This window comes from Pseudogracilibacillus sp. SO30301A (assembly GCF_037072025.1).
Lineage (GTDB): Bacteria > Bacillota > Bacilli > Bacillales > Amphibacillaceae > Pseudogracilibacillus.
Genome location: NZ_JAXHDD010000029.1, coordinates 25908 through 51292, shown reverse-complemented (window position 1 = coordinate 51292; position 25385 = coordinate 25908). Strand labels below are relative to the sequence as shown.

Annotated in this window: 26 protein-coding genes and 3 pseudogenes; 18 read left to right on the top strand and 11 right to left on the bottom strand. The window is 34.5% G+C overall.

What is annotated here, in order from left to right; all coding sequences use genetic code 11:
* Positions 1 to 51: 51 nt before the first annotated feature.
* The 3 genes from SPD89_RS14195 (at position 52) to SPD89_RS14185 (ending at position 2013) form a co-directional block, all read left to right on the top strand.
* The gene (locus SPD89_RS14195) at positions 52 to 366 is read left to right on the top strand and encodes a YbjQ family protein (RefSeq protein ID WP_336262605.1); all 315 of its coding nucleotides are present in this window, start codon (positions 52 to 54) and stop codon (positions 364 to 366) included.
* Between the two features lie 2 nt (positions 367 to 368).
* Positions 369 to 1109, top strand: a complete 741-nt coding sequence (locus SPD89_RS14190) for a hypothetical protein (protein WP_336262604.1) — start codon at positions 369 to 371, stop codon at positions 1107 to 1109.
* A 175-nt stretch (positions 1110 to 1284) separates the two neighbouring features.
* Positions 1285 to 2013 carry a Fic family protein gene (locus tag SPD89_RS14185; RefSeq protein ID WP_336262603.1) on the top strand — a complete coding sequence of 243 codons (729 nt, stop codon included), beginning with the start codon at positions 1285 to 1287 and terminating at the stop codon, positions 2011 to 2013.
* Between the two features lie 138 nt (positions 2014 to 2151).
* On the opposite strand, the gene SPD89_RS14180 is transcribed toward SPD89_RS14185, so the two are convergent.
* Positions 2152 to 3123, bottom strand: coding sequence for a C-terminal binding protein (locus SPD89_RS14180; protein ID WP_336262602.1), 972 nt, complete (start codon positions 3121 to 3123; stop codon positions 2152 to 2154).
* Between the two features lie 161 nt (positions 3124 to 3284).
* Here SPD89_RS14180 and SPD89_RS14175 point away from each other — a divergent pair, with 161 nt between their 5' ends.
* Entirely contained in the window at positions 3285 to 4442 is a 1158-nt protein-coding gene (locus SPD89_RS14175; protein ID WP_336262601.1) for an aminotransferase class I/II-fold pyridoxal phosphate-dependent enzyme, read from the top strand.
* 200 nt (positions 4443 to 4642) lie between these two features.
* Here the strand turns inward: SPD89_RS14175 and SPD89_RS14170 are convergent.
* Positions 4643 to 5839, bottom strand: a pseudogene (locus SPD89_RS14170) (ornithine--oxo-acid transaminase).
* Between the two features lie 133 nt (positions 5840 to 5972).
* Here SPD89_RS14170 and SPD89_RS14165 point away from each other — a divergent pair.
* Genes SPD89_RS14165 through SPD89_RS14145 form a run of 5 tightly spaced genes read left to right on the top strand, consistent with a single transcriptional unit; the run spans position 5973 to position 10592 of the window.
* On the top strand, positions 5973 to 6641 hold the full coding sequence (locus SPD89_RS14165; protein ID WP_336262600.1) for a GntR family transcriptional regulator: 669 nt from the start codon (positions 5973 to 5975) through the stop codon (positions 6639 to 6641).
* A 30-nt stretch (positions 6642 to 6671) separates the two neighbouring features.
* On the top strand, positions 6672 to 7943 hold the full coding sequence (locus SPD89_RS14160; protein WP_336262599.1) for a M20/M25/M40 family metallo-hydrolase: 1272 nt from the start codon (positions 6672 to 6674) through the stop codon (positions 7941 to 7943).
* Between the two features lie 55 nt (positions 7944 to 7998).
* Complete coding sequence (locus SPD89_RS14155) at positions 7999 to 8298, top strand: hypothetical protein (protein WP_336262598.1); 300 nt, start codon at positions 7999 to 8001, stop codon at positions 8296 to 8298.
* A gap of 53 nt (positions 8299 to 8351) precedes the next feature.
* The gene (locus SPD89_RS14150; RefSeq protein ID WP_336262597.1) at positions 8352 to 9197 is read left to right on the top strand and encodes a dimethylarginine dimethylaminohydrolase family protein; all 846 of its coding nucleotides are present in this window, start codon (positions 8352 to 8354) and stop codon (positions 9195 to 9197) included.
* A 24-nt stretch (positions 9198 to 9221) separates the two neighbouring features.
* A complete protein-coding gene (locus SPD89_RS14145) occupies positions 9222 to 10592 on the top strand; it encodes a YjiH family protein (protein WP_336262596.1) in 1371 nt (456 codons plus the stop codon).
* Positions 10593 to 10796: 204 nt separating this feature from the next.
* On the opposite strand, the gene SPD89_RS14140 is transcribed toward SPD89_RS14145, so the two are convergent.
* A complete protein-coding gene (locus SPD89_RS14140; protein ID WP_336262595.1) occupies positions 10797 to 11396 on the bottom strand; it encodes a Maf family protein in 600 nt (199 codons plus the stop codon).
* Between the two features lie 124 nt (positions 11397 to 11520).
* On the opposite strand from SPD89_RS14140, the gene SPD89_RS14135 reads away from it, so the two are divergent.
* Positions 11521 to 12972, top strand: coding sequence for an alkaline phosphatase family protein (locus SPD89_RS14135; RefSeq protein ID WP_336262594.1), 1452 nt, complete (start codon positions 11521 to 11523; stop codon positions 12970 to 12972).
* 87 nt (positions 12973 to 13059) lie between these two features.
* Positions 13060 to 13389 (top strand): CHY zinc finger protein, encoded by a 330-nt coding sequence (locus SPD89_RS14130; RefSeq protein WP_336262593.1) that lies wholly within the window; start codon positions 13060 to 13062, stop codon positions 13387 to 13389.
* A gap of 467 nt (positions 13390 to 13856) precedes the next feature.
* On the opposite strand, the gene SPD89_RS14125 is transcribed toward SPD89_RS14130, so the two are convergent.
* A complete protein-coding gene (locus SPD89_RS14125) occupies positions 13857 to 14465 on the bottom strand; it encodes a thymidine kinase (RefSeq protein WP_336262592.1) in 609 nt (202 codons plus the stop codon).
* Between the two features lie 119 nt (positions 14466 to 14584).
* Positions 14585 to 15550 (bottom strand): tetratricopeptide repeat protein, encoded by a 966-nt coding sequence (locus SPD89_RS14120; RefSeq protein WP_336262591.1) that lies wholly within the window; start codon positions 15548 to 15550, stop codon positions 14585 to 14587.
* A 191-nt stretch (positions 15551 to 15741) separates the two neighbouring features.
* On the opposite strand from SPD89_RS14120, the gene SPD89_RS14115 reads away from it, so the two are divergent.
* Positions 15742 to 16554: a mechanosensitive ion channel family protein gene (locus SPD89_RS14115; protein ID WP_336262590.1), complete on the top strand. Its 813-nt coding sequence runs from the start codon at positions 15742 to 15744 to the stop codon at positions 16552 to 16554.
* 54 nt (positions 16555 to 16608) lie between these two features.
* Here SPD89_RS14115 and SPD89_RS14110 read toward each other — a convergent pair whose 3' ends face one another.
* Together SPD89_RS14110 and SPD89_RS14105 are read right to left on the bottom strand one after the other, a co-directional pair.
* Positions 16609 to 17445, bottom strand: coding sequence for a metallophosphoesterase (locus tag SPD89_RS14110; RefSeq protein WP_336262606.1), 837 nt, complete (start codon positions 17443 to 17445; stop codon positions 16609 to 16611).
* Positions 17446 to 17507: 62 nt separating this feature from the next.
* Positions 17508 to 18065 carry a YkoP family protein gene (locus SPD89_RS14105; RefSeq protein WP_336262589.1) on the bottom strand — a complete coding sequence of 186 codons (558 nt, stop codon included), beginning with the start codon at positions 18063 to 18065 and terminating at the stop codon, positions 17508 to 17510.
* A gap of 120 nt (positions 18066 to 18185) precedes the next feature.
* On the opposite strand from SPD89_RS14105, the gene SPD89_RS14100 reads away from it, so the two are divergent.
* Positions 18186 to 19286 (top strand): MGDG synthase family glycosyltransferase, encoded by a 1101-nt coding sequence (locus tag SPD89_RS14100; RefSeq protein ID WP_336262588.1) that lies wholly within the window; start codon positions 18186 to 18188, stop codon positions 19284 to 19286.
* 24 nt (positions 19287 to 19310) lie between these two features.
* On the opposite strand, the pseudogene SPD89_RS14095 reads toward SPD89_RS14100, so the two are convergent.
* Positions 19311 to 19672 (bottom strand): annotated as a pseudogene (locus SPD89_RS14095) (DJ-1/PfpI family protein).
* A 228-nt stretch (positions 19673 to 19900) separates the two neighbouring features.
* Positions 19901 to 20488 (bottom strand): DNA-3-methyladenine glycosylase, encoded by a 588-nt coding sequence (locus SPD89_RS14090; protein ID WP_336262587.1) that lies wholly within the window; start codon positions 20486 to 20488, stop codon positions 19901 to 19903.
* A 385-nt stretch (positions 20489 to 20873) separates the two neighbouring features.
* Here SPD89_RS14090 and SPD89_RS14085 point away from each other — a divergent pair, with 385 nt between their 5' ends.
* The 3 genes from SPD89_RS14085 (at position 20874) to SPD89_RS14075 (ending at position 22458) form a co-directional block, all read left to right on the top strand.
* Positions 20874 to 21353 (top strand): hypothetical protein, encoded by a 480-nt coding sequence (locus SPD89_RS14085; RefSeq protein ID WP_336262586.1) that lies wholly within the window; start codon positions 20874 to 20876, stop codon positions 21351 to 21353.
* 224 nt (positions 21354 to 21577) lie between these two features.
* Complete coding sequence (locus SPD89_RS14080; protein WP_336262585.1) at positions 21578 to 22051, top strand: hypothetical protein; 474 nt, start codon at positions 21578 to 21580, stop codon at positions 22049 to 22051.
* 122 nt (positions 22052 to 22173) lie between these two features.
* Entirely contained in the window at positions 22174 to 22458 is a 285-nt protein-coding gene (locus SPD89_RS14075) for a hypothetical protein (protein ID WP_336262584.1), read from the top strand.
* A 303-nt stretch (positions 22459 to 22761) separates the two neighbouring features.
* Here the strand turns inward: SPD89_RS14075 and SPD89_RS14070 are convergent, their stop codons facing one another.
* Positions 22762 to 23301, bottom strand: coding sequence for a DUF420 domain-containing protein (locus SPD89_RS14070; RefSeq protein ID WP_336262583.1), 540 nt, complete (start codon positions 23299 to 23301; stop codon positions 22762 to 22764).
* Positions 23302 to 23455: 154 nt separating this feature from the next.
* On the opposite strand from SPD89_RS14070, the pseudogene SPD89_RS23105 reads away from it, so the two are divergent.
* A pseudogene (locus tag SPD89_RS23105) lies at positions 23456 to 23707 on the top strand (AMP-binding enzyme); the annotation flags it as partial.
* Between the two features lie 27 nt (positions 23708 to 23734).
* Here the strand turns inward: SPD89_RS23105 and SPD89_RS14065 are convergent.
* A complete protein-coding gene (locus SPD89_RS14065; RefSeq protein WP_336262582.1) occupies positions 23735 to 25030 on the bottom strand; it encodes an arsenic transporter in 1296 nt (431 codons plus the stop codon).
* A gap of 242 nt (positions 25031 to 25272) precedes the next feature.
* On the opposite strand from SPD89_RS14065, the gene SPD89_RS14060 reads away from it, so the two are divergent.
* The gene (locus SPD89_RS14060) at positions 25273 to 25365 is read left to right on the top strand and encodes a hypothetical protein (protein WP_336262581.1); all 93 of its coding nucleotides are present in this window, start codon (positions 25273 to 25275) and stop codon (positions 25363 to 25365) included.
* The last annotated feature ends 20 nt before the right edge of the window (positions 25366 to 25385 follow it).

Genomic DNA, 25385 nt, shown 5'->3' with positions numbered 1-25385 from the left:
GGTGAACCAGTATAATAGAATTTAAAGAAAGAACTAGAAGGAGCGAGCAAAATGATCATTGTAACGACGAATGACATACCAGGAAAAAATATTACTGAGGTAAAAGGATTAGCACAAGGAAGTACAGTAAAAGCGAAACATGTCGGACGGGATATCGGCGCTAGCTTTAAGACGCTTGTTGGTGGGGAAATTAAAGGATATTCTGATCTCATGAGAGAAGCAAGAGAAGAAGCACTCCAGCGCATGGTAAAAGAAGCGGAAGCACTTGGTGCCAATGCAGTTGTTGGGATGCGCTATCAAACGGCGCAAGTGATGACCGCAGCAGCAGAAGTCATTGCATATGGAACAGCGGTGGTTGTGGAGTAAGCATGTTAAAAATAGATGAGTCTATTAGAAGAAAATATATCCCAAGCCATGTTTGGACTCAGCTTCATCCAATCCATGTTAAAGATGTTAAAACATGGATTTTATTTTTGACTTTCCTTTTATTAGATGCCATATGTATTCTTCCAGTGGTAGGAAATACGTTTCATAAAGGCTTTTTTCTTGCTATTATTATTCCGGTTATCTTTATTAATGGATGGGCAGTTACTATTCTTGTAAGAAACTCTTATTCCACCCAAATGGAAATGCTTTATTTCGTTTTAGCAAACAGTGTGGTACTGGTATTGTGTATGTTTTTAGTTGCCCAAAAAATAGTTTATATAGATGCACAAATTGAATCAAGTGCATTTTTCATTATATCAGTTCTTTTTTACATCGGGTGGATCATTTATTTTACACAATATATCTTTAAAAAATATGCAAATATGAAATGGACATATGGTCAGAAAAATGTATTACTTGAATTACTGCGGATCATAATGCTGCTTTTACCTAGTAACGGTTATAATTTTTATCATTTTTATGTAAAAGGAAATCCGTTTGAAGATTATATAACATCCTTCATTTTTTTGAGTTTAGGTATTTTACCGATCTATTTAGCCGTTTTGTTTTTACACAGAATTTTGTTCATCCTCGCAAACCCACGACTGTTCCGTTTTTATGAGCCAAGTAAAAAAGAAGTAAAACAAGCGGAAGCGAAAGGGAAGAAGATTAAGGTTGGATAATCATCAATCGTTAAAAGAGATAATTGCAATTGGAATGAGAGCTTACTTTAGTTTTTTCCATATTATGTTATAATAGACGAAATTGCCGTAATTTACATAACTGAAAAGTGAAAGAATAGGGAGTCTTACTTAATCATTCTAATAAATTTAGTAAAACTTTGAGGGGTGAGATGAAGTGTTTGAACAAATTGATCAAAAAAAAGCGCTTCTTGATGAAAAAAGACCTTTACCAAATTATACATTAAAAAGTTTACGCGAAAAATTATTGCTTGAATGGACATATCATTCAAACGCAATAGAAGGAAATACATTAACAATAAATGAAACGAAAGTTGTTCTTGAAGGTATTACAGTCGGTGGAAAAACGATGCGTGAACATTTGGAGGTAATAAATCATCGCGATGCCATAACGTATGTAGAAGAAATTGTTCAATCTAATGAACCTTTATCTGAGTGGCAGATTAAAAATATACATCGCCTTATACTTAAAGGAATAGACGAAAAGTACATAGGAGTTTACCGAGACCAGCAAGTGTTTATTTCTGGCGCTAAACATATACCACCAGCTCCATTCCTTATTAAAGAACAAATGGATGAACTTATAAATTGGTATGGACAAGAAGCGGACCAACTACATCCGGTTAGTCGAGGAGCGATGTTACACGTAATTTTCGTTGGTATTCATCCCTTTATTGACGGTAATGGACGCACGTCTCGTTTATTACTAAATTTAGAACTGATGAAAGAAGGTTTTCCTCCAGTTGTCATTAAAGTGGAAAATCGCTTGCAGTATTATGAAGCATTAGATAAAGCACATACTGAAAAAGACTATGATGATTTTATTCAGTTAGTTGCAAAGGAAGTAGATGATTCATTAGATTTATATTTAAATGTTATTTCATAACGGATTCTACTAGAAACGTTTGGATATGATACCAAGCGTTTTTGTTGTATACATATAATTCAAAAGAGAAAGAAGTAAAAGGAAAGCGGTTATTGTGAATAGAACGCTACCCGTCTATTCACAATAATCGCTTTTCATTTAAAGACTGTTTACAATATTTTTCGGCTGTTCGTTTTGAATAACTCTTATTACATTTAACGCTGTTTCAGTCTGCATTTGTTCTTCCGCTTCCACCGAATAGTATGCAGCATGGGGTGTTATAATTGCTTCTTCTAATTGGAGTAATTCGTTACTTTTTTTCGGAGGTTCCTGTAATAATACGTCTAACCCTGCTCCAGAGAGATGCTTCTCTTTAATTAGTGTTGCTAAAGCCTCTTCATCAATAATGCCACCACGACATGTATTGATAATAATTGCACCTTTAGGAAGCTTTCTCATTCTTTCTTCATCAAGTAAATTTTTAGTCTCTTTTGTTAGTGGTACGTGCAAACTAAGTAAATTCGATTGTTCCAGTAGTTCATCCAAAGAGACAGAAGTGACACCAAATTGTTTAAATACATCTTCATCAACAAACTTATCATGAGCAATGAGTTTGACGCCAAACGCTTCAAATCTATTCGCTACTTTTCGAGCGATTTGACCAAATCCAAGTAGTCCAACAATAGTATGGCTTAATCGGTGAATTGGTTCTGAATCTGTTGGATTCCAAATTCCGCCTTTTACCTTTTTATTATAGGTAAATAATTTCCGCAGCATCGAAAGGCTTAAAGCTAGTGTGTGGTCTGAGACTTCTTCTGCACAATAGTCAGGGATATTGCAAACGTATATATTCCGAGCTTTTGCTGCTTCAAGGTCGACATTGTTAAAACCCATGCCAAATGTACAGATGATTTTGCACTGCTCTAACTTGTTAATCAATTCAGCTGGACATTGGAAACCAACCTGAGCAACAATTGCGTCAGCCAGTTTCCCGTAGTTGTCCAAATCTTTTTCAAAGGTATCCTTAGTTGTTATCTTATATCCGATATTATGCTGTTTATACATTTTAATCTCTTTCTCATGGTTTAATCCTTCATCATCTAAAATCCAAACTTTTGCTGTGTCTTCCACAGAATCTCCTCCTTTATTGTTAATGTCGATGTTAACGGTTACTTTGTAATCATTAGAAATATAGATAACTTTCTTTAATGTTTACAAATAGTTTAACATAATCTACAATGATTGTATACAGTATACTATGAAGTGTTGTTCTTATATATAGGAGTGATTTTATGTTAAACAGGATAAATGACCGTGTAAAAGATATTAGCGTACCTCGGATTAGAATATTTGCAAATAAAGTAGCTCAATTTGAAAATGGAATTAATTTAACAATTGGTGAACCTGATTTTTCTACTCCTGAATTGGTGAAAAAAGCTGGAATGACAGCAATTCAAAATAATTTAACTGGCTATTCCCATAATGCTGGATTACTTGAGTTAAGAGAAAGTGTAGCGAATTTTTTTGAAGATACATATCATTTTCGTTATGATCCAGAAACTGAAATCGTTATCACAATAGGTGCCAGTGAAGGGATTGACGCTGTTCTTAGAACTATTTTGGAGGAAGGGGATGAGGTAATTATACCTGCTCCTATCTACTCTGCTTATGTACCTATTGTTCATCTGGAAGGAGCAAAGGTAGTTTACTTGGACACATCAGCGACCGGATTTTTACCTGATCCTGAAAAACTAGAAGGTCTAATAACGGAAAAAACTAAAGCGGTCATTTTGAATTATCCTTCAAACCCAACTGGTGTAACGATCCCGAAAGAACGGTTGGACAAAATCGTTGATGTATTGAGTAAGCATGAAGTATTTGTTATTTCTGATGAAATTTATAGTGAAAATACATTTTCCGGACAGCATCATTCTTTTGCAGCCTATCCAGAATTAAGAAATAAATTATTTTTGCTACACGGTTTATCAAAATCCCATGCGATGACTGGATGGAGAATTGGTTATGTGCTTGGGGCTAAAAATTTAATGGAACAAGTGTTGAAAGTTCATTTGCATAATGCAATATGTGCTTCGTTGCCAAGTCAATTTGCGGCTATTGAAGCCTTGGAAAATTGCCGGGATACTCCAAAGGAAATGAACAAAGCATATATAGAACGGCGTGATTATGTTCAAAATAGATTAAGGAAGATGGGATTGGATGCCATTCAACCAACAGGGGCATTTTATATTTTTCCTTCGATAAAGAATATAAATGTATCTTCTCTCGAATTTGCCGAACAATTACTAGAAAAAGAACATGTGGCAGTTGTTCCGGGGAGTGGATTTACAAAATACGGAGAAGGTTTCATCCGAATTTCGTACGCAAATTCGCTGGAAAACTTAAAAGAAGGGTTAGACCGGATGGAGAACTTTATAGCATCAATTAAATAAGTGATGGAAATTAAAAACTTGGCTTATCGCCAAGCCTTTATGGCGAAAGCCAAGGTTGAACTTATGGAGTAAGAAAGTTTTATACTTTTGTATGTAAATACTTTTCATGATAGATGGTGGCGGTGTGCTTTTGACCGCCATGAGAGTTTCTTACCTTCCAAAAAAGGCACATAAGCCAATCATGCGCCTTTTAAATGACATTATTTATTTAATACAGCCTTAATTTTGTCGATGGCCCAGTCTAGGTCTTCTTTTTCAATCACTAATGGTGGGGCTAAACGAATCACATAATCATGTGTTTCTTTACAAAGCAGTCCTTCCTTCATTAGAGCCTCGCAGTAAGGACGAGCTAATTCTGTTAACTCAACTCCAATGAATAATCCTTTTCTACGAATTTCTTTGATGATTGGATTATCGATTTTTTTCAGTTCACTTATGACGTAGTTTCCTAATTGTTCTGAGCGTTCCGGCAATTTGTTATCAACAATTACATCGAGAGCAGCTACTGAAACTGCACAAGCCAGCGGATTTCCGCCAAATGTGGAGCCATGTGAACCAGGTTCAAACACTCCTAGAATCGATTCATTTGCTACCACACATGAGATAGGGAAGACTCCGCCACCAAGCGCTTTACCTAAGAAAATAATGTCTGGTTCAACATCTTCCCAGTCACATGCTAAAAATTTACCACTACGACCAAGACCGGCTTGAATTTCATCAGCAATAAACAGGACATTTTCTTTTTGACAAAGTTCGTATGCTTCTCTTAAGAAACCTTCAGGAGGGATATTGACTCCTGCTTCTCCTTGGATAGGTTCAATTAAAAAACCGGCTGTATTTTCATTAATTGCAGCTTTTAATGCATCAATATCTCCAAAAGGAACAACTTTGAATCCTGGAAGCATAGGGCCAAATCCACGTTTATTTGCTGGTTCAGAAGAAAGAGATACAGCAGCCATCGTACGACCGTGGAAGTTATCGACACAAGCAATTATTTCAGCTTTGTCTTCCGCTACATCTTTTACTTCATAAGCTCAGCGACGAGCAGTTTTAATTGCTGTCTCTACTGCTTCTGCTCCCGTATTCATCGGTAACGCCATTTCTTTATTTGTCAGTTTACAAATTTTTTCGTACCAAGGATCAAGCTGATCATTATGAAAAGCGCGTGAAGTTAATGTTACTCGTTCAGTTTGTTTTTGTAGTGCTTCCAAAATTTTAGGATGACAATGCCCTTGGTTAACGGCCGAATAGGCACTTAAAAAGTCCATATAACGATTTCCTTCTGGATCTTCAACCCATATTCCTGAAGCTTTCGATATAACGACAGGTAGTGGCGAATAATTTCGAGCACCATATTGTTCTGTTGTTTCGATTATTTGTTTACTGCTTTGTACCATATAATCACTCCATTTTATTAAATTTAGTAAAATCATTATGTAAAAAATATTTACATGAAAGTGTTTACAAATACAATAACATACTCTATACTATTTGTATACAGTATACGTAAGTTGGAAAGAGGTGATTTCCTTGCGAGTAATCCGACCGACGGAAACGTTAGCAGACCAAGCATATAACTTACTTAAAGAAGCGATCACTACAGGTAAACTTAAGGCAGGAGAATCTTTACCGGAAGAAAGATTAGCAAAAGAAATGGGTATTAGTCGTACCCCGCTTCGTGATGCGTTGAACCGTTTGGACGTGGAAGGTTTGATTCAACATCAGACAGGTAAGCCTGCTGTCGTGGAGGGCTTTACGAAAGAAGATTCGTTGAATTATATGGAACTTAGAAGTATTTTGGAAGTGAAAAATATTGAAAAGATAATTTCTAAAGTAGATGAACCCTTCATAAAAGTTTTAAAAGAAAACTTGAAGGAACAATTAGCTGCTATCAAAGAAGATAATTATAAAACTTTTATTGAATTAGATAGAGACTTTCATTTACTATTAGCGCAACTTAATCAAAATAGTGAGTTTCGGAAGACGCTACACCGGATGAACACTGGAGTCAACCGTGCATTCTTAATTTTATCGAGTACAGTTGTTCAAAGTGCAGAAGAAGCCTATCAAGAACATGAAGAAATAGTTGATGCTTTAGTAGAAAAGGATGTAATTTTAGCGAGAAATAAAATGATCGTCCATATGAATAACATTGAAAAAAGATTTTTAAATTATTATAACAAGAGCGAAAATAAATAATAGAAAGTAATCTATTAAGGGAGGGGTTGCATGGGGAATACAAAGTGGAGTAATTCTGAACAATTACGTGCATTATTATGCGAATTAGTAAGTTGTGATAGCAGAACTGGTACACAAGGTGAAATTAACTTTGCACATAAATTGAAAGAAAAATTGCTAGAACTAGACTATTTTCAGACAAATAGTTCACATATAAATTTGCATGATGCAGAGCGAGAACGAAATGCGGTTACTGCTTTTTATAATAGTGAAGTTACAGATGAAACAATCGTTTTGATAAGCCACTTCGATACTGTCCATACAGAAGAATATGGCGATCTAGGAGATCTGGCTTTTCAACCTGAAAGATTAACTAAAATCTTGAAAAATCGTATGGAGCTACTAACTGAAGATGCACAAGTCGATTTGAAATCAAATGAATATTTATTTGGCCGGGGAACGATGGACATGAAGATGGGACTTGCTTTACATATGCATTTATTGGAAAAAGCAAGTAATGAAAACTGGCCCATTAATTTGCTGCTTGTAACTGTGCCGGATGAAGAGGTTAATTCAGCTGGAATGAGAGAAGAGGTAAAAGGACTAACTGAATTACGAGAGAGATATAATCTTCACTATAAATTATTTTTGAATAGTGAACCATCATTTTCTCAAACACCACGAGATGAAAATTATTATATATATTCTGGGACCATCGGTAAAATCATGCCTTCAGCCTTGTTTTATGGTCGGGAAACACATGCAGGTGAACCATTAAATGGTTTGACGAGTCATTATATGGCTTCCTACTTAACACAAGCAATGGAATTTAATGAAGAGTTTGTTGAGGAAGTTTATGGAGAAGAAACCCCTTTACCAATATGTTTGCAAGTAAACGATTTAAAACTAGATTATTCCACGCAGACATCGCATCATAGCTATGCATTGTATAACGTGTTTATGATGGAACGAAATGCAAGAGAGATCATGGATATTTTTAAGGCAACTGCTGAAAGAGCAATGAAGAACTGTCAATATGATTATTTAGGAATTTGCAAGAGAAAAGGAATGGAACCAATTGGAGAAATTAAAGTATTAGAGTATGGTCAATTGCTAACATATGCCGAAGAGAAATTTGGGGCGGACGCGGTTCAAGAATTAATTAAATTGGTGACGACAGATGAATCATTAGACGATCGGGAAATGTCCATTCAAATAACCGACACCCTTATGTTGCACTGTTCAGAACTTGCACCAGCTACCGTACTATTTTTTGCACCACCATACTATCCCGCGGTCAACTCAAGCGAAAATCGAAAATGAAGTGATTAAGGAAAAAATCAAATTGTCCGAAGAGACATTACAGGAGAAATTTGGGGTGCAAGCGAAACAGATTCATTATTTTAATGGAATTTCCGATTTAAGTTATGTTAATTATAATGGAACAGACAATGGGTGGCAGGCATATCGAAACAATATACCTGTATGGGGAGATGTGTACAGTATACCGTTTGAAGAAATGCAAACATTGCAGGCACCAGTGATCAATATCGGACCGTTTGGAAAAGATGCTCATAAATTATCAGAACGTATCCATAAAAACAGTGCATTTTTGTATACACCGTATGTGCTTAAGGAAGTAATTTCTAGTTTATTCTCTAAAGAGGTAAATGTATGATCTACCTTTAGTCTTTTTATTGGAAATGAAAACGATACCAAGGAGGAAGTAAAATGTTAAATTATCAAAGAACTGAATATGGAAGATTAAAAAAAGTGTTATTGTGTAAACCCGATTATTTGAAAATTTTACAGCCGATTAATGTTATTCAAGAGAAGCATTCTGAAAATAATATTGATACAAAAAAGGCATGTGCAGAACATGAAGAGTTTATCAAAGCATTAGAAGATGAAGGAGTGGAAGTAATTCTTGCAAAAAACCATGTACGTTATCCTTATCAAGTAAATACTCGCGACTTAGGGGTTACTACTCCAAAGGGGATTGTTTTTGGTCGTTTTTATAATCCATACCGTTGGGGCGAGCACCGATTAGTTGAAGAAACGTTTAAAGAAAATGATATCTATATCTATGATAAACACACGGAAGGTATATTTGAAGGTGGAGATTTCATGTATCTTGATGAAAATACGGTAGCAATCGGAACTGGAATCCGTTCAGATATAGTTGGAGTAAGACAACTTGAAAACACATTAAGCGATTTAGGGATAAATGTTATTCCTGTGGATTTTGCGGAAGAGTTTTTACATTTAGATATGATTATGAATGTAATAGGAGAGAAGACTGCAGTAATTTGCGAGGAGGCGGTTCCTGTTGAATTTGTAGAATACTTAAAAGAAAAAGACTTTACATTAATTACTGTATCAAAAGAAGATGTATTCTTGCATAAATGTAATTTACTTAGTGTTGGTAATAAAACTATTATTTCTCATAATCAGGCAGAAGACGTGAATGACAAACTTGAAAAAAAAGGTTTTAAAATTATTCAATTAAATCTTAAAGAAGTATTAAAAAGTGGTGGTGGTCCTCGTTGTATGAGTTTTCCGTTATTGCGTGAATAACAATAGAAATGGAGTGTGATTGTTATGGAAGCGAAACTTAATGAAACAAACAAGAATGAAGACTATAAAATAACAAAGTCGGGTCTCTTGAAATTTATTATCCCTTCATTATTCGGTATCATTATATTTTTGGTACCGATCAAAGAAGGTGAAGCGTTTAATATTCCACTTGGTATAATTACGGAGTCTTTAATTAATGCATTTGAAGGCGTTTTACCATTTATTATTACCTTGGTCATCATAGTTTCTACTTTACTTTCAGTAGTCGAGTATTTTTTAAAACCAAAGTTCATTACATCATCCAAAACTATGGTATCTTTATTTGGTGTTTCTGCTTTTTGGTTGGTTATTCGGATTATTGGAATGGTCGCTATTGTCATGACGCATTTTCAAATTGGTTTTGAAGTCGTTTATTCCGATATTACTGGTGGCACCATGTTAGGGTTACTTTCGACCTTGATTATGTGGTTTTTAGTCGCATCATTTTTGCTACCTTATTTGATTAATTTCGGGATTATGGAATTCACCGGCACAATTCTTAGAGCGTTTATCAAACCGCTGTTTACGTTGCCGGGAAGATCAGCTATCGATTTGTTGGCTTCTTGGATAGGTAACGTAAACGTGGGAGTCGTATTAACTAGAGAACAATATTATAGTGGATTTTATACAGGTAGGGAAGCAGTGGCTATAGCTACGAATTTCTCGACAGTATCATTACCGTTCTGTCTTGTAATTGCACGCGTGCTTGAAGTTGATCATATGTTTCCAATTTTTTATCTAACAATCGTCATTGCAGGGATTGTTTGCGCGATGGTTATTCCTAGAATACCACCGGTCTCAAGAATTCCTGATACTTTTTATGTAGAAAATCATTACACAGAAGTTGTACCCAAAAATAAATCGAAATTTGCTTGGGGTTTAGAGCAAGCTGTAAAACGTGCTGAAAGTGCCGGCTCATTAAAGGAACAATTGAAACAAGGGTATGACGTGTTTGTCGGTATCGCTTTTGTTTTGATCCCTCAAGTTATGGCAATAGGGACAATCGCGCTAATTATTGCAGAATATACATCATTTTTTAATATCATTTCGCAACCAATGGTCTATCTTTTAGAATTGATGCGAATTCCGGAAGCGCAAGCTGCGGCACCTGCTACAATAGCTGGTTTTATCGATATGTTTATGCCGGCAGTGCTTGCATCGGGAATTGAAGCGGAAATAACTCGCTTTTTCGTTGGAGCCTTATCGATTGTCCAAATTATATATTTAACTGAAATGGGTACATTGCTCCTTATTTCAAAAATGCCAGTTAATTTTTGGCATTTATTGGCTATCTTTATTCAAAGAACATTAATTTCCATTCCGATTATCGTTTTAATTGCTCATCTGATCTATTAGCCTTTATCTAGATAAATAAAAAATATCTCCCACCGATTACTAAATGTAGTCGGTGGTTTATTTGGGTAACCTCGTAAAATACTAATTTTTTACATAATGTGGTTGTTCCGATTTTTATGAACCGAGTAAAAAAGAGAAGCATAGGGAAAGAAGATTAGATGGACTGCTACATTAAGTGGTGGATATGGAAAAAAGGGGGCAAATTCACCTTTGCATTTTATGAAAAACTTCAGGGACATTTTTTGGATACATTGCAAATCTCTTAAGCTCCCTCACAACCCTAGATAATGGTAGTCCAACGACATTATAATAATCGCCGACAATCTGTTTCACAAACATCGCACCAATACTCTGAATCCCGTAAGCTCCCGCCTTATCATACGGTTCATCTGTAGAAATATACCAGTCTATTTCCTCTTTTGATAAGCGCCAAAATTCAACTTCAGTCCGTTCCGTAAACACGACCTCTCCATCTGAAGATCGAATTAGCACCCCGGTAAATACTTCATGGACGTGCCCACTTAGTGCCGAAATCATGTCGAAAGCATCCGTTTTATCTTTCGGTTTTTCAAAAATTTCACCGTTATAGGAAACAACCGTATCGGCAGCTAAAACTACTTGATCTGTTATTGACACACTGCTGCCTTTTAATATGGCTAATTGTTTCACTTTCTGTTCTGGAACACTAGTAGTAATTTGCGATTCATCAACATTTGTAGCTTGTACTATAAAAGGAATATTTACTTGTTTCAAAAGCTCTTGCCTTCTTGGTGAGGAAGAAGCTAAAATTAATTTGTTTTGCATGAAGGATTCCTCCTAAAAATTTAAACGATTTTTATCTATTATACCGATGTATATATTATCACACTATCGTCTACATTAAAGTTGTATAACTTATTTGACAATGAGAATGGTGAGGATGGGGTCGATGAATAAAAAACCGGTAATTTTGCTAAATATTGATTCGTTAATGTCAAAGCCTCTTGAGGTTGCAGTTCAAACGGGAAGAGCTCCTGCACTAGCGTTTTTAAAGGAGAAAGGAATTTATCTTTCGGATGTTGTTAGTTCGTTCCCGACGATGTCCGTGACGATTGACAGTAGTTTATTAACGGGTACCTATGCTGATGAACACCATATACCAGGTTTAAACTGGTTTGATACAACCAAAAAAGAAGTTGTCAATTATGGTACAGGATTTAGGGAAACATGGCGTTTAGGAACAAGAAGATCTATTCATAACATGCTTTACCGACTGAATCATGAACATTTAAGTCCAAATGTATCGACAATTCACGAAGACTTAGCGAATCAAGGGATTCCTTCCGCCTCCATCAATTCATTTGTATATCGGGGAAATACTGCTCAGAAGTTAAAAGTGCCTAAACTGCTTACAACACTTACTTACTTTCAAGATGGGGAGTGGATAGCAGAAGCACCGCAAACTTTTTCATTAGGAGCTTTTTCTAGAATAAAGCCTTGGAATTTTACCGCAAAAATAGCAGCTGGAAACTATAAATATGTTTCTAGAGAATTACGTCATTTAATTCGGAAAGATAAACTGCCAGCTTTTACGTTTTGTATTTATCAAGATTTAGACTTACGTATTCATTATAAAGGACCGATGGATTTAAAAGGAATTTCCCGCATTGATAAACAAATTCAAAAGATATTTAACTTATATTCCAGTTGGGATGAAGCACTAGAGCGAAACATATGGCTTGTTATGGGAGATAATGGCCATGCGCCGATGCATGTAGATACCAAAAAAGCATTAATTGATTTACGAAAAACTTTTAATAAATATCAAATATCAAAACTGGAAAGACCTATCCATCGAAAAGATCAGCTCGTCTTTTGCGTAAATCAGCGAATGGCTTATATTTATGTTTTAGATCAAAGAATCACTATGACAACGTTAGTTGAACGATTAAAAAAGGATAATCGAATCGATGTCATCGCTTGGAAGGAAGAAGAGTGGATTCGGGTGGAATCTGGTGTAAAGCCAGGCTCATTACATTACAGACGTAGTGAAGAAATGAAAGATGAGTTTGGCCAAACGTGGAAAGTAAGAGGGGAGCTTGAACTGTTAGATCTAAAACTGAATAAAGATGGTACATTAACTTACAATGATTTTCCAGATGCACTTGCACGTCTATATGGTGTATTGAACTCTCAGAGCGGTCGATTTATCGTCGTTAATTCTAAGCCAGGTCATGAATTTAAAAGCCAATTAACACCTACTCATCTAGGTGGTGCAGCTCATGGATCGTTACATAAGCAAGAATCCAACGTTCCGATGATTATTGCTGGTACAGCAGAAAAACCAATATATCCTCGCATCGTTGACTTAAAAGAGTTTATTATGCGGATTGTTTCATAAATACGGATTATTTAACCCATAGCAAACTTAGCTATGGTTTTTTATTATGATATAATTTTAACAAGTAGCTTTTAGGAGTTGATATCGATGGAAATAAAGGGGCAGATCGTAAAAGGAAACGTTATCGATAACGAAACGCGGTGTACCCATTATCATACTGAAAAAGATCGAATTGCGATTAAATTTTATTGTTGCAAAACATATTTCCCTTGTTACCAGTGTCATCAAGAGTCCGGATGCGGAAAGCCAAAACAATGGCCGAAAGACAAGTTTAATCAAAAGGCTATTATATGTGGTGCTTGTGGTGACGAAATGACGATAAATGCTTATTTGGAATCCGATCATATTTGCCCCAATTGTCGAGCCGCTTTTAATCCAAATTGTTCCCTTCACAAACACCTATATTTCAACACATAATTATTACTAATTTAGTCAGTAAAATTAATTATTTTAAGATTAAAGATTGAGTAGTATTTTTATGAAGTATCATAGTGATAGTGGTGATTTAAGGAGGGATTTAATTTGGATTAAATACGTTGGGGTGTTTTAAGTACTGCCGGGATTGCACAAAAACAATTATTTCGTCATTTATACGTGCTAATAAATGCACAAGTTACAGTGATTGCTAGTAGTAGTGGAATGAAATCGTGGCGGAGAGAGAAAAAATAATCATCGAAAAAGCGAATGAAACTCGAATGGAGACGTTAAATAATGATCTGTATCGATAGGAAGTAGAACATATTTCGCAGGGCAATCATGGATGGGAAGACTGAATTGAAATATAAGCTAGAAAATACATTCCATAATATGCGTGTAATTGAAGCTTGCTATGAATCAGTTCGTAGTGATAAAGCACTCACTATAAGCTATATAAAGGGACGAATTTAGTCCCTTTTTTCACTCATATCCACTGGTTGTTTAAAAAATTTTACCTCTTTATAACACTTTCTGCAGACAGGTAAATATTTTTCGTTTCCGCCGATTTCGATTTGCTTCCCTTCATATATAGGGTACCCGTCTTCATTAAAGCGGAGATTCATAATTGCTTTTTTATGACAAAACCAACACTCCGTTTTTAGTTCTTTAATATTATCGGCGTAAATTAGTAAGTATTCTGAGCCTTCAAACAAGTGATTAAAGGAATCATTTTTAAGTCCATAACACATAACCGTAATATTGTGATTATCAACAAGTTCCGAAAGTTGTATAACTTGATCTTTTTTCAAAAACTGGGCTTCATCAATCAAAACGGAGGTAGGCTTTTCAGATAGTTGTAGTATAAATTCCTTTATATTTAATTCGTGATCGAATGTGTAAGCATCTATTTGAAACCCTGCCCTACTCCATATTTTTCCTTTTTCGAAACGATCATCTATATGAGAGGTCATCGCAATAACTTTTTTTCCTTGTACTTCATAATTATAAGCAACTTTAATAATTTCAAGGCTTTTTCCTGCAGCCATTGTTGAATAATAAAAGAATAATTTTGCCATCATAGTCCTCCGCTTCAGAACAATTTATAGTTTTATATCAGTTATTATACCATTAAATAGATTCAATGATATAGGTAATGAAATACAAAAAAACAATGTACCTAAAATAGATACATTGTTTAATCCACTAGCTTCTGAAATTTTTTATTATCAATAATATCGGTTAACAAAGGATCTTCGTTAGCCCAATCGGCTATGGAAGGGTCGGAATGAATTGCTTTAGATAAATGATCTAAGCCCTCCTCTATTTCACCTACATTAATTAACGCGACGCCCTTTCCGTAATAGCTATATGCTTCATCAGGGTATTGCTCAATCAAGTTATCATATACATCAATTGCATCATCGAAGCGCTCCATTAAAGTTAGTAAATATCCTTTATAATCCAAGGTATTAAGTATATCTTCTTCTCCGTTTTCTATTAACAGATCCAAGTATTCGATTGCTTTTTCGTAGTCTTCAAGCTCTTCATATATATTCGCGAAGTACCACAGAGTATCTAAATCGAAAGGAGCAAGTGTTAAATATGATTCAAAAGCTTCAATTGATTCTTCATATTCATATAAATAAAAATGTGTCGATCCTTTACCGTATAATGCAAAGTCTAGCTGTGGTTCAATATCCAATGCTAAATCATAATAGGTTAATGCTTCCTCATATCGTTCAAGATAAAATAAGGAGTTTCCCATATTTGCATACTGTTCTGGCTCATTTGGCTCTATTTCGATTGCTTTTTTTGCATTGTCGATTGCTTCTTCATACCGGCCTAGACCATTTAACGCAACAGCCTTGTTATTAAATATTGTACCCATATCTTCTTCATATTCCAATGCCGTATCGATCACATCAAGTGCTTCCTGAAATTCATCCAATTCCAAGAATATATATCCTTTTTCACTTAGCAAATATGGATCTTCCGGATATTTCTCAATCCGTTCATTTACATAAGCTAATGCTTCTTTATACTCCCCTTTATCATAATAGTCATCGAACAACTCCCTAGAAAAACTTGGATCAGATGATGAAAACAACGTACATCCAGCTAACAATAAAAATGCAAAAGGTAAAAACAAAATTTTTCTCATCGTGTAAGACTTCCTTTCTGAGATGTAAAACACTCTTTCACGAGCTCCTTTTCAATAAAACCAAAAAAAACTGAAAAAAGAAAGAGGAAAAATACATGCGCCTAAAGTACCGAATATATAAGTTTAATGCATGTTATAATTGGGTAAACATATAGATGGTTACATAGATAAAAGAATTGAGGGGGAAGAATATGGCGAATTGGTCAGATAAAATCAATTGGAGTGAAGTTTTTTTCGATTGGGGAATTATTGCATTAAAACTAATCATCCTTTTTGTATTATATATGTTAGTAAAATCAATTGGTCACAGGGCGATTCGTAAATCGTTTGAAAGAAAACATAGAAGAGAATTAGCGGCAAAGGAACATGCTATTTCTATTGGACGTAGAAAAACACTTCAATCCATTGCTAGTAATGTGTATGCTTATATGTTACTATTCGTATTTATCAGTATCATCTTCGAACTTTTTGGATTAGATATTAAAGCTCTTTTAGCCGGGGCTGGTATTATTGGACTAGCGATCGGATTTGGAGCCCAAGGATTAGTCAGTGATGTCGTTACGGGATTTTTTATACTGTTGGAAAGACAAATCGATGTGGATGATTATGTCACAGTAGCTGGATTTGATGGGATTATTGAAGAAATAGGTCTCCGAACAACAAAACTAAGAGGTTTTGATGGAACGCTTCATTATATCCCAAACAGAGAAATTGCCAGTGTTAGTAATCATTCCCGTGGTAATATGCGTGCACTCGTTGATATTACTCTTTCCTGTGAAGCGGATATTGATGAGACAATTATGCGCATGCAACAAGCATGCGATATGCTAGCTTTAGCAGAGGAGTCAATTATTGAAGGTCCTGATGTTTTAGGGGTAGAATCACTTAATTCTTCGGAAGTTGTTATCCGGGTTATTTGTAAAACGAAAAACATGGAGCAATGGAACGTTGAACGACAGCTTCGTAAAATTCTTAAAGAAAAGTTAGACGAATTAAAATCATAAAGAAAAACTTCCTCAACCTAAAAAAAGGATAGGCTAGGAAGTTTTTTAGTTATTTTAACCGGCAATTGGAGATGATCGTGCATTTTCTTTTAATGCGATTTGATGAATCGTAATTTCTGGACGGCTGCCGATCCGAATGTTTACACCAGTTTGGCCGAGCCCTTCGCTAATATAAAACGGCTTACCGTTATGTCGGTGCAATCCTTTAATCATATTCATTCTAACGAGTTTTCCCATTTTAACTAAATGGTACGGTTTTGGCCAATGAATTTGTCCGCCATGAAAATGACCAGAAAGTAAGTAGTCAAAATGATAGTTTTGCATTACTAAGACAACATTTGGATCGTGCGTTAAAATGAGATTATATCCCTCTGCTGTACCTTCATATGATTTTTCCACATCGCTGCGACTTGTACTGAAATCATCAATTCCAATAATATTTAAGCGATTACCATTTATATCGATAGACTCGTTATTATTTTGCAACGTTTTAATTCCATAAGTATTTAATACTTCTTGCAATTGCTTAAAATACGGTTCCTGAAGAACATAATCATGATTGCCGAAAACAGCATAGATCCCGTGTGTCGGTTCAAGTTTTTGTAGTTCTTCTAGATAAGGAATTAGCTTTGGAATACTTTTTTTCCGATCAAGAAAATCACCGGTTAGTGCAATTAAATCTATATCATGATTTCTTACATTTTCCGTAATCATTTCTGGCGAAACAGAAATGTTTTCCAAATGCATATCGGAGAGGTGAAGAATTCTTAACTTAGCTTGATTCTCCCCGCCATCCAATTTTATCACATTAACCGCAACAGACTTTGTGTTCTTATATCCTCTAAATACATAGTAACTTAATAATAAAAATAATGAAGTAAATAGCAAAATGTCCCCTCCCTATTACCATTATAAAGGAAGGGGAGTAAAGTTTAACTTGTAATTACTGGTAATTAGCTTAAATGATATTTTTTCATTAATGATTTCTTCGACATAAATAAATACATCGGTTCTGGAACTCTTTTATTCATAGCATTGGATGAGGCTAAAAAATATATGGGAAAAAGTGCCACACGTTTAAAAGATCTAAAGTAGTAATTTTGAATCGTAACCGGCTCAAACCCTAATTTTTTACTCCCTTTATGTAGCAATGTAATACCGATAAGTCCTTTGATTTTTGATTCCTGTTTATGCGTATTTAAATAATGGTAAACAAATGGAAGCGAATCTTTAATACTTTTATATACAGCTAACCCTCTTTTAATTTCACTAAATTCGTGAAATCGGCTTAATAGTTTGACATTATGAAGGTGAATTTTTATAAGAACATCATTTTTATTTATTTCAGTTCCATCGGATAATATTACGTTTTGTCCTTTATATTTGATAACTCTAACACGCAAAATTGTCTTTTCACCGCAGCTTTTTTTAACATATTGTAAACGAGTGAAATTATAATAAACCCAATCGATCATACTCCAGATAAACAGACAGTATATTTTTATGTTCATCGTGCACAGAACTCCTTTTTTAAACTTATTATTCAAAATAAATATAAAAATATGAGCGGAAAATTTAGGGGAATGAAATTTTAAAAAATTCGTAAACTATGTTCGGAAGGATGATGAATGTTGCGAATTTTATTTTTACCATTTTTAACGATACCTTCTGGTCATCATCATGCTGCAGATGGAATTAGAGCAGAAATCGAAACATTAAACATACCGTGTCAATTTGAGAAAGTTGACATTCTTTCTTACGGTTATGGAAACATAGAAAAATTAATTTCTTTGATCTATCTCCAGTGGATTCAGAAATTTCCACAATTTTACAGCTTTCTCTACTACTTAGTATCTGTAAAAGAAAAGAAAACAACGAAACGGTATTATTTATATGAATGGTTATTTTTAAGAAAAATGAAGCAATTAATCAAGGAAATGAAGCCGGACATTATTATTTGCACTCACTCCTTACCGTCTTATCTTGTCGCACAGTTAAAAAGTGTTCAAGTATGGAATGGTATTGTAATTAACGTGTATACAGACTATTTCATCAATCAATTATGGGGACGGGAGCATATTGATTATCATTTTGCTCCAAGTCCTTGTATGAGAGAGAAATTAATTGGAGAAGGAGTAAAACCTCTACAAACAATCGTTACTGGAATTCCGATTCATCCTGTATTTAGGAAAGAGAATAAGAAAGCCAAAGTAACCAACTATACCGTTTTAATTTGTGGGGGAAATACTGGGGCAGGCTCAATTGATCGATTTCTTGATCAATTAGCCCCATCAGGCTTGATTATGTACAAGGTACTTTGTGGAAAAAACATCAAACTTTATCGATCCATAAAAAATAGGAATCATCCATATATAGAGGCTCTTCGTTATATTAATGATAAAGAGGAAATGAACAAATTATATGATAAGGCAGACGCAGTTATCACGAAGCCAGGAGGAATTACAGTTACGGAATGTCTATGGAAGAAGATCCCGATTATTGTGTATGAAGCTTTACCTGGCCAAGAAGAAATGAATTTACGTTTTTTAAAAAAGAACAAGCTAATCTTCCATTTGAAAGACTGGAAACATTCCCAACATGTTGAAAAGCAGATTTTACATATGTTACACCAAAATCTACTAATTCAACAGCAAGTAAATTATTTTAAAAATAATCTTGTCCAAGAGGGGATTTGTGCAACAATAAAAAAAATAGTCTTGAGTAAGCAGTAAAATAGAAGCTGCCCAAAGTTTAGGTCAGCACTTTTCCAACTTAATGAAATTTTTTAACAGCTTCAATGATACTCTTATAAAAGCTGGTAGGTCGTCAGGGGTTCGGCTTGTGACAAGTTGGTTCTGGCAGACAAATACTTCCTCATCGTGATAGGTTGCTCCAGCATTTTCTAAATCAACTTTAATGGATTTATATCCAGTTACATCTCGACCTTCTAATGTTTTAGCTGTAATGGTAATTGTGGTCCATGGCAGATTGCAAATACTGGCTTATCCGCGTCCATAAACGCTTTTGTAAACCGATCATCGGCGCTCGTAATATATCTGGAGAAAACCCCGCCTGGAAGAAATAATGCATCGAATTCCGTCGATTGAACATGATCAATACTTTCGTTGCTTCGACATCGGTTTCATTTTTACTTTTAATCTTATTGCCGCTTTCTTTTTCGATGATAATGACTTCATGTCCATCTTCTCTGAATGCATTGGCTGGCTCTGTGTACTCGGAATCCCTCAAACATATCCGTCATTAATTGCTATTTTAGCCATCAATATGTCTCTCCTTTTAGAATACTTACTTTATCTAATACTTTAATTGAAAAAAATTAAACATTTTACCGAAATTTTGATACATAGGGATTATTTTTTTCAAAGAAACGCCACGGATAATTAGCAGCTTCGCCTGTATTTCTTACACCGACTCGTGGTGAGGTGGCGATATCGCCGATAGGAGTCCCCTTCACAATATAAAGAGGTTTTTTTGATATATCGTGACCGTAATGGTTCATTGTAATTCCAAGCGCTTTTGTTAGTTTACCTGGTCCATTCGTCAAGTCTATTTCTTTAATCGTTTCACCTCGATTACGTTTCATTTGTTCAATGCCTCCAGCTGGTTCAATCGCTCGAATTAGTACAGCATGAGGCGTTCCAATTTGTCCTGCTACAATATTTAGTAAAGTATGTGAATGCATTTGATATGTATAAACAAGTCCCGCTTCCTGAAACATAACTTCTGTTCGTTTCGTTCTTCGATTACGATAACTATGTGCAGCTCGATCCTCTGAGCCTCGATAAGCTTCCGTTTCAACAATTCGGCCGACTAGTTTTTGATCAGAAATCTCATGTACAAGAAAACACCCTAATAATTGTTGAGCAAGTTCTAAACATGGAGCTTGATAATATGATTTATCCAATGGCTTCATTCCAATTTACCTCCAACCATTCTGTTTCTATATGAGGATGTTCAAAAAGTCCGGTAAAAATGACACTACGAATTTCGCACGAATGCTTGCTTTTCCGCTCCTTGAAAAAGGAAAGCACTTTTTCTGCATGCCAGATCTTTGCTCATGTATTTAAAAGCATACATTTCGTTGACGGGAGCTGCGCCGCCTCGAACTTCTTGATCCTTTTTCCTTTTTAAACACGCACTATATATATTATCAATCTGAAATAGAATAATTAAAACTAAAATGTTTGATGAAGAATGAAACTAGTTATAAATGCTTAGGTCGTTTTTACGTTGTGTGCTTTTATGAAATATGAAACAATAAACGATGAAAATATATTAAAAGAAGGGAGGAGACTAGTTTGGAGGATCTCTTTTTTGCAGGATTCTTTTTGGGAATGATGGCATTTGCTGGACTCTTTATTATTGCCGGTATTGTTCTTTTTATATTGCAGGCAATCGGACTTTTTAATATAGCGAAAAAAGAAGGAAGAGGAGATATTGCTTGGCTAGCTTGGATTCCAATTGTCAGCCAATTTTTACTCACGTACTTAGTGGAAAAACATGTTCATGAAGGTCTGAGAGGGAAAGTAACGTTATTATATGGTATTGCGATAGCTGTATCTGTATTCTTTGGATATTTTCTCCCATTTGTTTTCTTCATTCCAATTGCAGTACTCTGTTATGCTCTATATTTTATTGCAGAGTTATATTCAGATAATCCGCTATTTCATACTGCACTGGCTCTTGTCTCAATTGGTTGTTCAATTCCCATTCAAATTTTTATGTTTAGAAAGAATACAAAACCATTGGTCAATGAATCTGTGGGAGAGGGAACATAATATAGTGGAAACAAGCATTATTTGTTTCATGCAGTAAAATGATGAGTTAATATTTGTAACAAAACTAGCAAAGAAACATAAATAGGTAAAGAGCTTCATATGGTTAGGTGGCAACGTTAAAATGTTGACAAATAATGAATGAATAGAGTTATTATTGTAAACATGATATTATTGGAAAGCCTAAGTGTTTATTGTTTATATTAGCTTATAAAGGAGGTGTAAAAATGGAAGAAAACGTACTTATGGGATTAATTGCAGCATTTCTTGCATTTTTTGTATTCTTATTTATCGTTGCTATCATTCTATTTTTCTTTCAAGCAATTGGATTATTTAAAATTGCTAAACGTGAAGGAAAGGGAGATATTGCCTGGTTAGCATGGATTCCAATTATTAATGTATTTTTAATGACTCTCTTGGTAGAAAACGATGTTCACCCTTCAGTTAGAGGGAAATACACGTTATGGTATGGAATAGCTTTTGTACTTTCTATAATCTTGAGCTTTTTCGTACCGTTTGTTTCTTTTGTTCCGATGGCGATGTTTTATTATGCATTCTATTTCCTTGCAAAAAGATACTCGGAAAAAGCTGTTATACATTTAGTTATCGGAATTATTACATTCGGTTTCACTATCCCAATTCAAATTTTCATGTTCAGAAACCGTGAGATGATCGATCCACCAGAAGAAATCGTGATGTGAACAAACAAATAGAATCCTTATTGAGTACAGCATTCTCTCCCTGAGTGCTGTATTTTATTTCTACTTGAATTTTTAATCATCAAGGTTACAATGAACTAAATACTTTTTAGATTGGTGTTATTATGACAATTATTGCGAAACTGCCGTATATAAAGGTGATTCGAGAAGTAAAAAGTGTTAAAAAAATAGAGTGGGAAGATCAGCGAATGATATGTTTGTTTGAAGAAAAAATTACTACAGCTTTTCGGGAATTTCCCCTAGAAGAAGTTATAGATCTTTCTCATCGAAAAATAGGAGAGGAAAGTGGATTTTTATTCATCCATACGAATCATGGTGTATATTCTTATACGTTAAAAACGTCACCAGAATATTTTATTAACGCATTCAAGACTTTAAAAAATAGCTGATCACTATGAATCTTGCTAAGCTGCTTATGCCCTTTAATGGGGAAACATGGTGAACGGTCACAAATCCAGGAGTACATGTGTCCATTGTATCCAAAATTCACAGAGAATGGTCATATAGACAATGTCTATGTGACCGTTAAATCAATGTTTCCCAAAGAACGGTCAAAAAGCAAGTCGTTATGTTCCACAGAATTATGTAAAATTTTAAAAAAGTATGTAGTCAAAAGATCAAAAGAGAAATCAAAACAAACTAATAAGAGTTCTGATTTTACCATGACTATATACTTTTTGTCTCATCCACTTTTAATAGTAAGGAGATATTAACAAATAAACGAGTACTCCTGATAAACTAACATATAGCCAAATTGGCATTGTCCAGCGAGAAATTTTTCGATGTTTAGCCACATTTCCGGATAATCCCCAAACGAGGGAGAACAGTGCAAGAAGTACAACGATCGGCGCTAAGGAAATATGTGTAATCAAAATAAAGTAATAAATATTTTTCAATAAACCTTCTCCACCATATGATGTACTAGGTGCTAAGTAATGATAGGTTAAATAGGTGACAAGAAATAAAGTTGTCGTTGTAAAAGCCGCAAAAATAAAATTACGATGCATTTTGATATTTTTCCGTAAAATAAAAAATAATGCCGCTAATAAGAAAATAAATGTAAAAGAATTAAAAATGGCGTTTAATCTTGGTAATAGTGTTAAATCAAACGGGATATCGCGATCTTGTTTAGGTAAAAAAAATAAAAATACAATAATAAGATTGATTAAGATAGTTAATGAAATAATCATTGGTGTATAATTTTTTTCCTTAACAGTTTGTTTCGGCTGCATACTTTCTCCTCACTTCTTAAAATAATCTTACTTTCTATCGTATCAAAATTACTTTATATCTACAGTAAAATGATATAAATTTTACAGATGTTTTGTCCAAACTGTGACAAATAGAAAAAGTGGAACTCAATTATTTCCCTAAGAAGTAGAACAATGTTTACTAAATCATACATTAATTAAGGAAGCGGCCGTAATTGGCATTCCAAATGAAAAATGGGGTGAAAAAGTAATCGCGTTTTTAACTGTTTATGATGAAGAAAAATTTGATGTGGCAAAAATGAAGGGATACTGCAAAGAGTTTCTTGGCGGTTATAAAATTCCTAAACAATTTTTCATACTAGATGAATTACCTAAAACGGATGTAGGAAAAATTGATAAAAATAAACTGACAAAAAGCCTAGTGTAAGTAGCTAGGCTTTTATTATATAGAGATTCACAACACGATTAGTCCCCAAATGTATAAACTAATTAATGTAATAAATAATGTCGGAATTGTTAAGATAAAACCAACCTTGAAATAATATCCCCAAGAAATATGGATACCGTCTTTGTTTAAGACGTGGAGCCAAAGCAATGTTGCAAGTGAGCCGATCGGTGTTATTTTTGGACCTAAGTTTGTTCCAATAATATTGGCATACACTAGCATTTGTTCCGTCATTTTATCTATGGAGATGTCTCCAATTGCAATAGAGTTAATCATCACTGTAGGTAAATTATTCATGATAGAAGATAAGAAAGCTGCAAGAAACCCAGTTCCCACTGTTGCTATAAATAGTCCTTTATCGATCAAAAAAACTATTATTGTTGAAAGGATAGATGTCATCCCTACATTTTTCAGTCCATATACGATTACGTACATACCAATAGAGAAGAAAATAACCGACCAGGGCGCATTTTTAACTACTTGATGTACATTTGTTACTTGAAAATGTTTTCCGCTGATTAATAGAAAAATTGCAGCCGCTCCTGTGATGAACGATAAAGGAATCTGAAACACTTCACTTAAAATATAGCCAATAATTAGGATAGCGATCATGTACCAAGTAATTTTAAAAAAAGCAATACTTTTAATCGCATCGATTGGTCGCTTTACTAAATTCTTATCAAAGTCTTTAGGAATTGTTTTTCTGAAATATAAATATAAAACTAGTAAACTAGCAAGAATACTAAATAAATTTGGCACAATCATGGCAATCGCATATTCGACAAAACCGAGTCCAAAAAAGTCTGCGGATACGATATTGGTCAGGTTACTGATGATAAATGGTAGTGAGGCTGTATCCGCAATAAATCCGGATGCCATAACAAAAGGTAATAACATTTTATCAGTAAAATTAAGAGAACGAATCATCGCAAGTACGATTGGCGTAATAATTAACACTGCTCCATCATTAGCAAAAAGTGCAGAGACAAGCGCACCTAAAATAATGATGAAGATAAACATTTTCAACCCATTCCCATTAGCAAGCTTTGCCATATGTAATGCTGCCCATTCGAAAAAACCTAATTCATCAAGAACTAATGAAATGATGACTAACGCAACGAATGTAAGAGTAGCATTCCAAACGATTTCCGTTACAGCAATCACGTCTTGAAACGAGACAACTCCAAATATAATTGCAACCATTGCACCGATAGAAGCAGACCAACCGATAGACAACCCTCTCGGTTGCACGATTACTAAAATAAGTGTAAAAATGAAAATAAGTAAGGCAATTAATACTTCCATATTTATCCTCCCATTTCATTGATTATATAACAATCTTCATTTTTTCGTAATCTTTTAATCGAAACTTAATTTACATCAATTCTTAGATTGGCGGAATCGTTTAAGATAAAGATAGAACAAATAAGGAGCATTAAACATGACAAAGGCAATCTACCAATTAGAACCATTAAGTTGCCCATCATGTATTAAAAAAAATTGAAACAGCATTAGGAAAAACAGAAGGAGTTAAGCTGGTAAAAGTATTGTTTAACTCAGGAAAAGTAACAACAGAATTTGACGATTCTGTTGTTAAAGTAGATGAAGTTGCAAAAGTTATTAGGTTATCCGGTTATTAAAACAAAAGTATCTTAAATGA

Bases quoted from the DNA above. Each gene is read 5' to 3' on its own strand.
- SPD89_RS14130 (WP_336262593.1), top strand. From the start codon at position 13,060: ATGGAAATAAAGGGGCAGATCGTAAAAGGAAACGTTATCGATAACGAA.
- SPD89_RS14065 (WP_336262582.1), bottom strand. From the start codon at position 25,030: ATGGAAGTATTAATTGCCTTACTTATTTTCATTTTTACACTTATTTTA.
- SPD89_RS14080 (WP_336262585.1), top strand. From the start codon at position 21,578: ATGGAAGAAAACGTACTTATGGGATTAATTGCAGCATTTCTTGCATTT.
- SPD89_RS14175 (WP_336262601.1), top strand. From the start codon at position 3,285: ATGTTAAACAGGATAAATGACCGTGTAAAAGATATTAGCGTACCTCGG.
- SPD89_RS14120 (WP_336262591.1), bottom strand. From the start codon at position 15,550: ATGAGAAAAATTTTGTTTTTACCTTTTGCATTTTTATTGTTAGCTGGA.
- SPD89_RS14090 (WP_336262587.1), bottom strand. From the start codon at position 20,488: ATGAAGCCATTGGATAAATCATATTATCAAGCTCCATGTTTAGAACTT.
- SPD89_RS14145 (WP_336262596.1), top strand. From the start codon at position 9,222: ATGGAAGCGAAACTTAATGAAACAAACAAGAATGAAGACTATAAAATA.
- SPD89_RS14140 (WP_336262595.1), bottom strand. From the start codon at position 11,396: ATGCAAAACAAATTAATTTTAGCTTCTTCCTCACCAAGAAGGCAAGAG.
- SPD89_RS14075 (WP_336262584.1), top strand. From the start codon at position 22,174: ATGACAATTATTGCGAAACTGCCGTATATAAAGGTGATTCGAGAAGTA.
- SPD89_RS14160 (WP_336262599.1), top strand. From the start codon at position 6,672: ATGGGGAATACAAAGTGGAGTAATTCTGAACAATTACGTGCATTATTA.
- SPD89_RS14115 (WP_336262590.1), top strand. From the start codon at position 15,742: ATGGCGAATTGGTCAGATAAAATCAATTGGAGTGAAGTTTTTTTCGAT.
- SPD89_RS14105 (WP_336262589.1), bottom strand. From the start codon at position 18,065: ATGAACATAAAAATATACTGTCTGTTTATCTGGAGTATGATCGATTGG.
- SPD89_RS14190 (WP_336262604.1), top strand. From the start codon at position 369: ATGTTAAAAATAGATGAGTCTATTAGAAGAAAATATATCCCAAGCCAT.
- SPD89_RS14195 (WP_336262605.1), top strand. From the start codon at position 52: ATGATCATTGTAACGACGAATGACATACCAGGAAAAAATATTACTGAG.
- SPD89_RS14070 (WP_336262583.1), bottom strand. From the start codon at position 23,301: ATGCAGCCGAAACAAACTGTTAAGGAAAAAAATTATACACCAATGATT.
- SPD89_RS14150 (WP_336262597.1), top strand. From the start codon at position 8,352: ATGTTAAATTATCAAAGAACTGAATATGGAAGATTAAAAAAAGTGTTA.
- SPD89_RS14135 (WP_336262594.1), top strand. From the start codon at position 11,521: ATGAATAAAAAACCGGTAATTTTGCTAAATATTGATTCGTTAATGTCA.
- SPD89_RS14125 (WP_336262592.1), bottom strand. From the start codon at position 14,465: ATGGCAAAATTATTCTTTTATTATTCAACAATGGCTGCAGGAAAAAGC.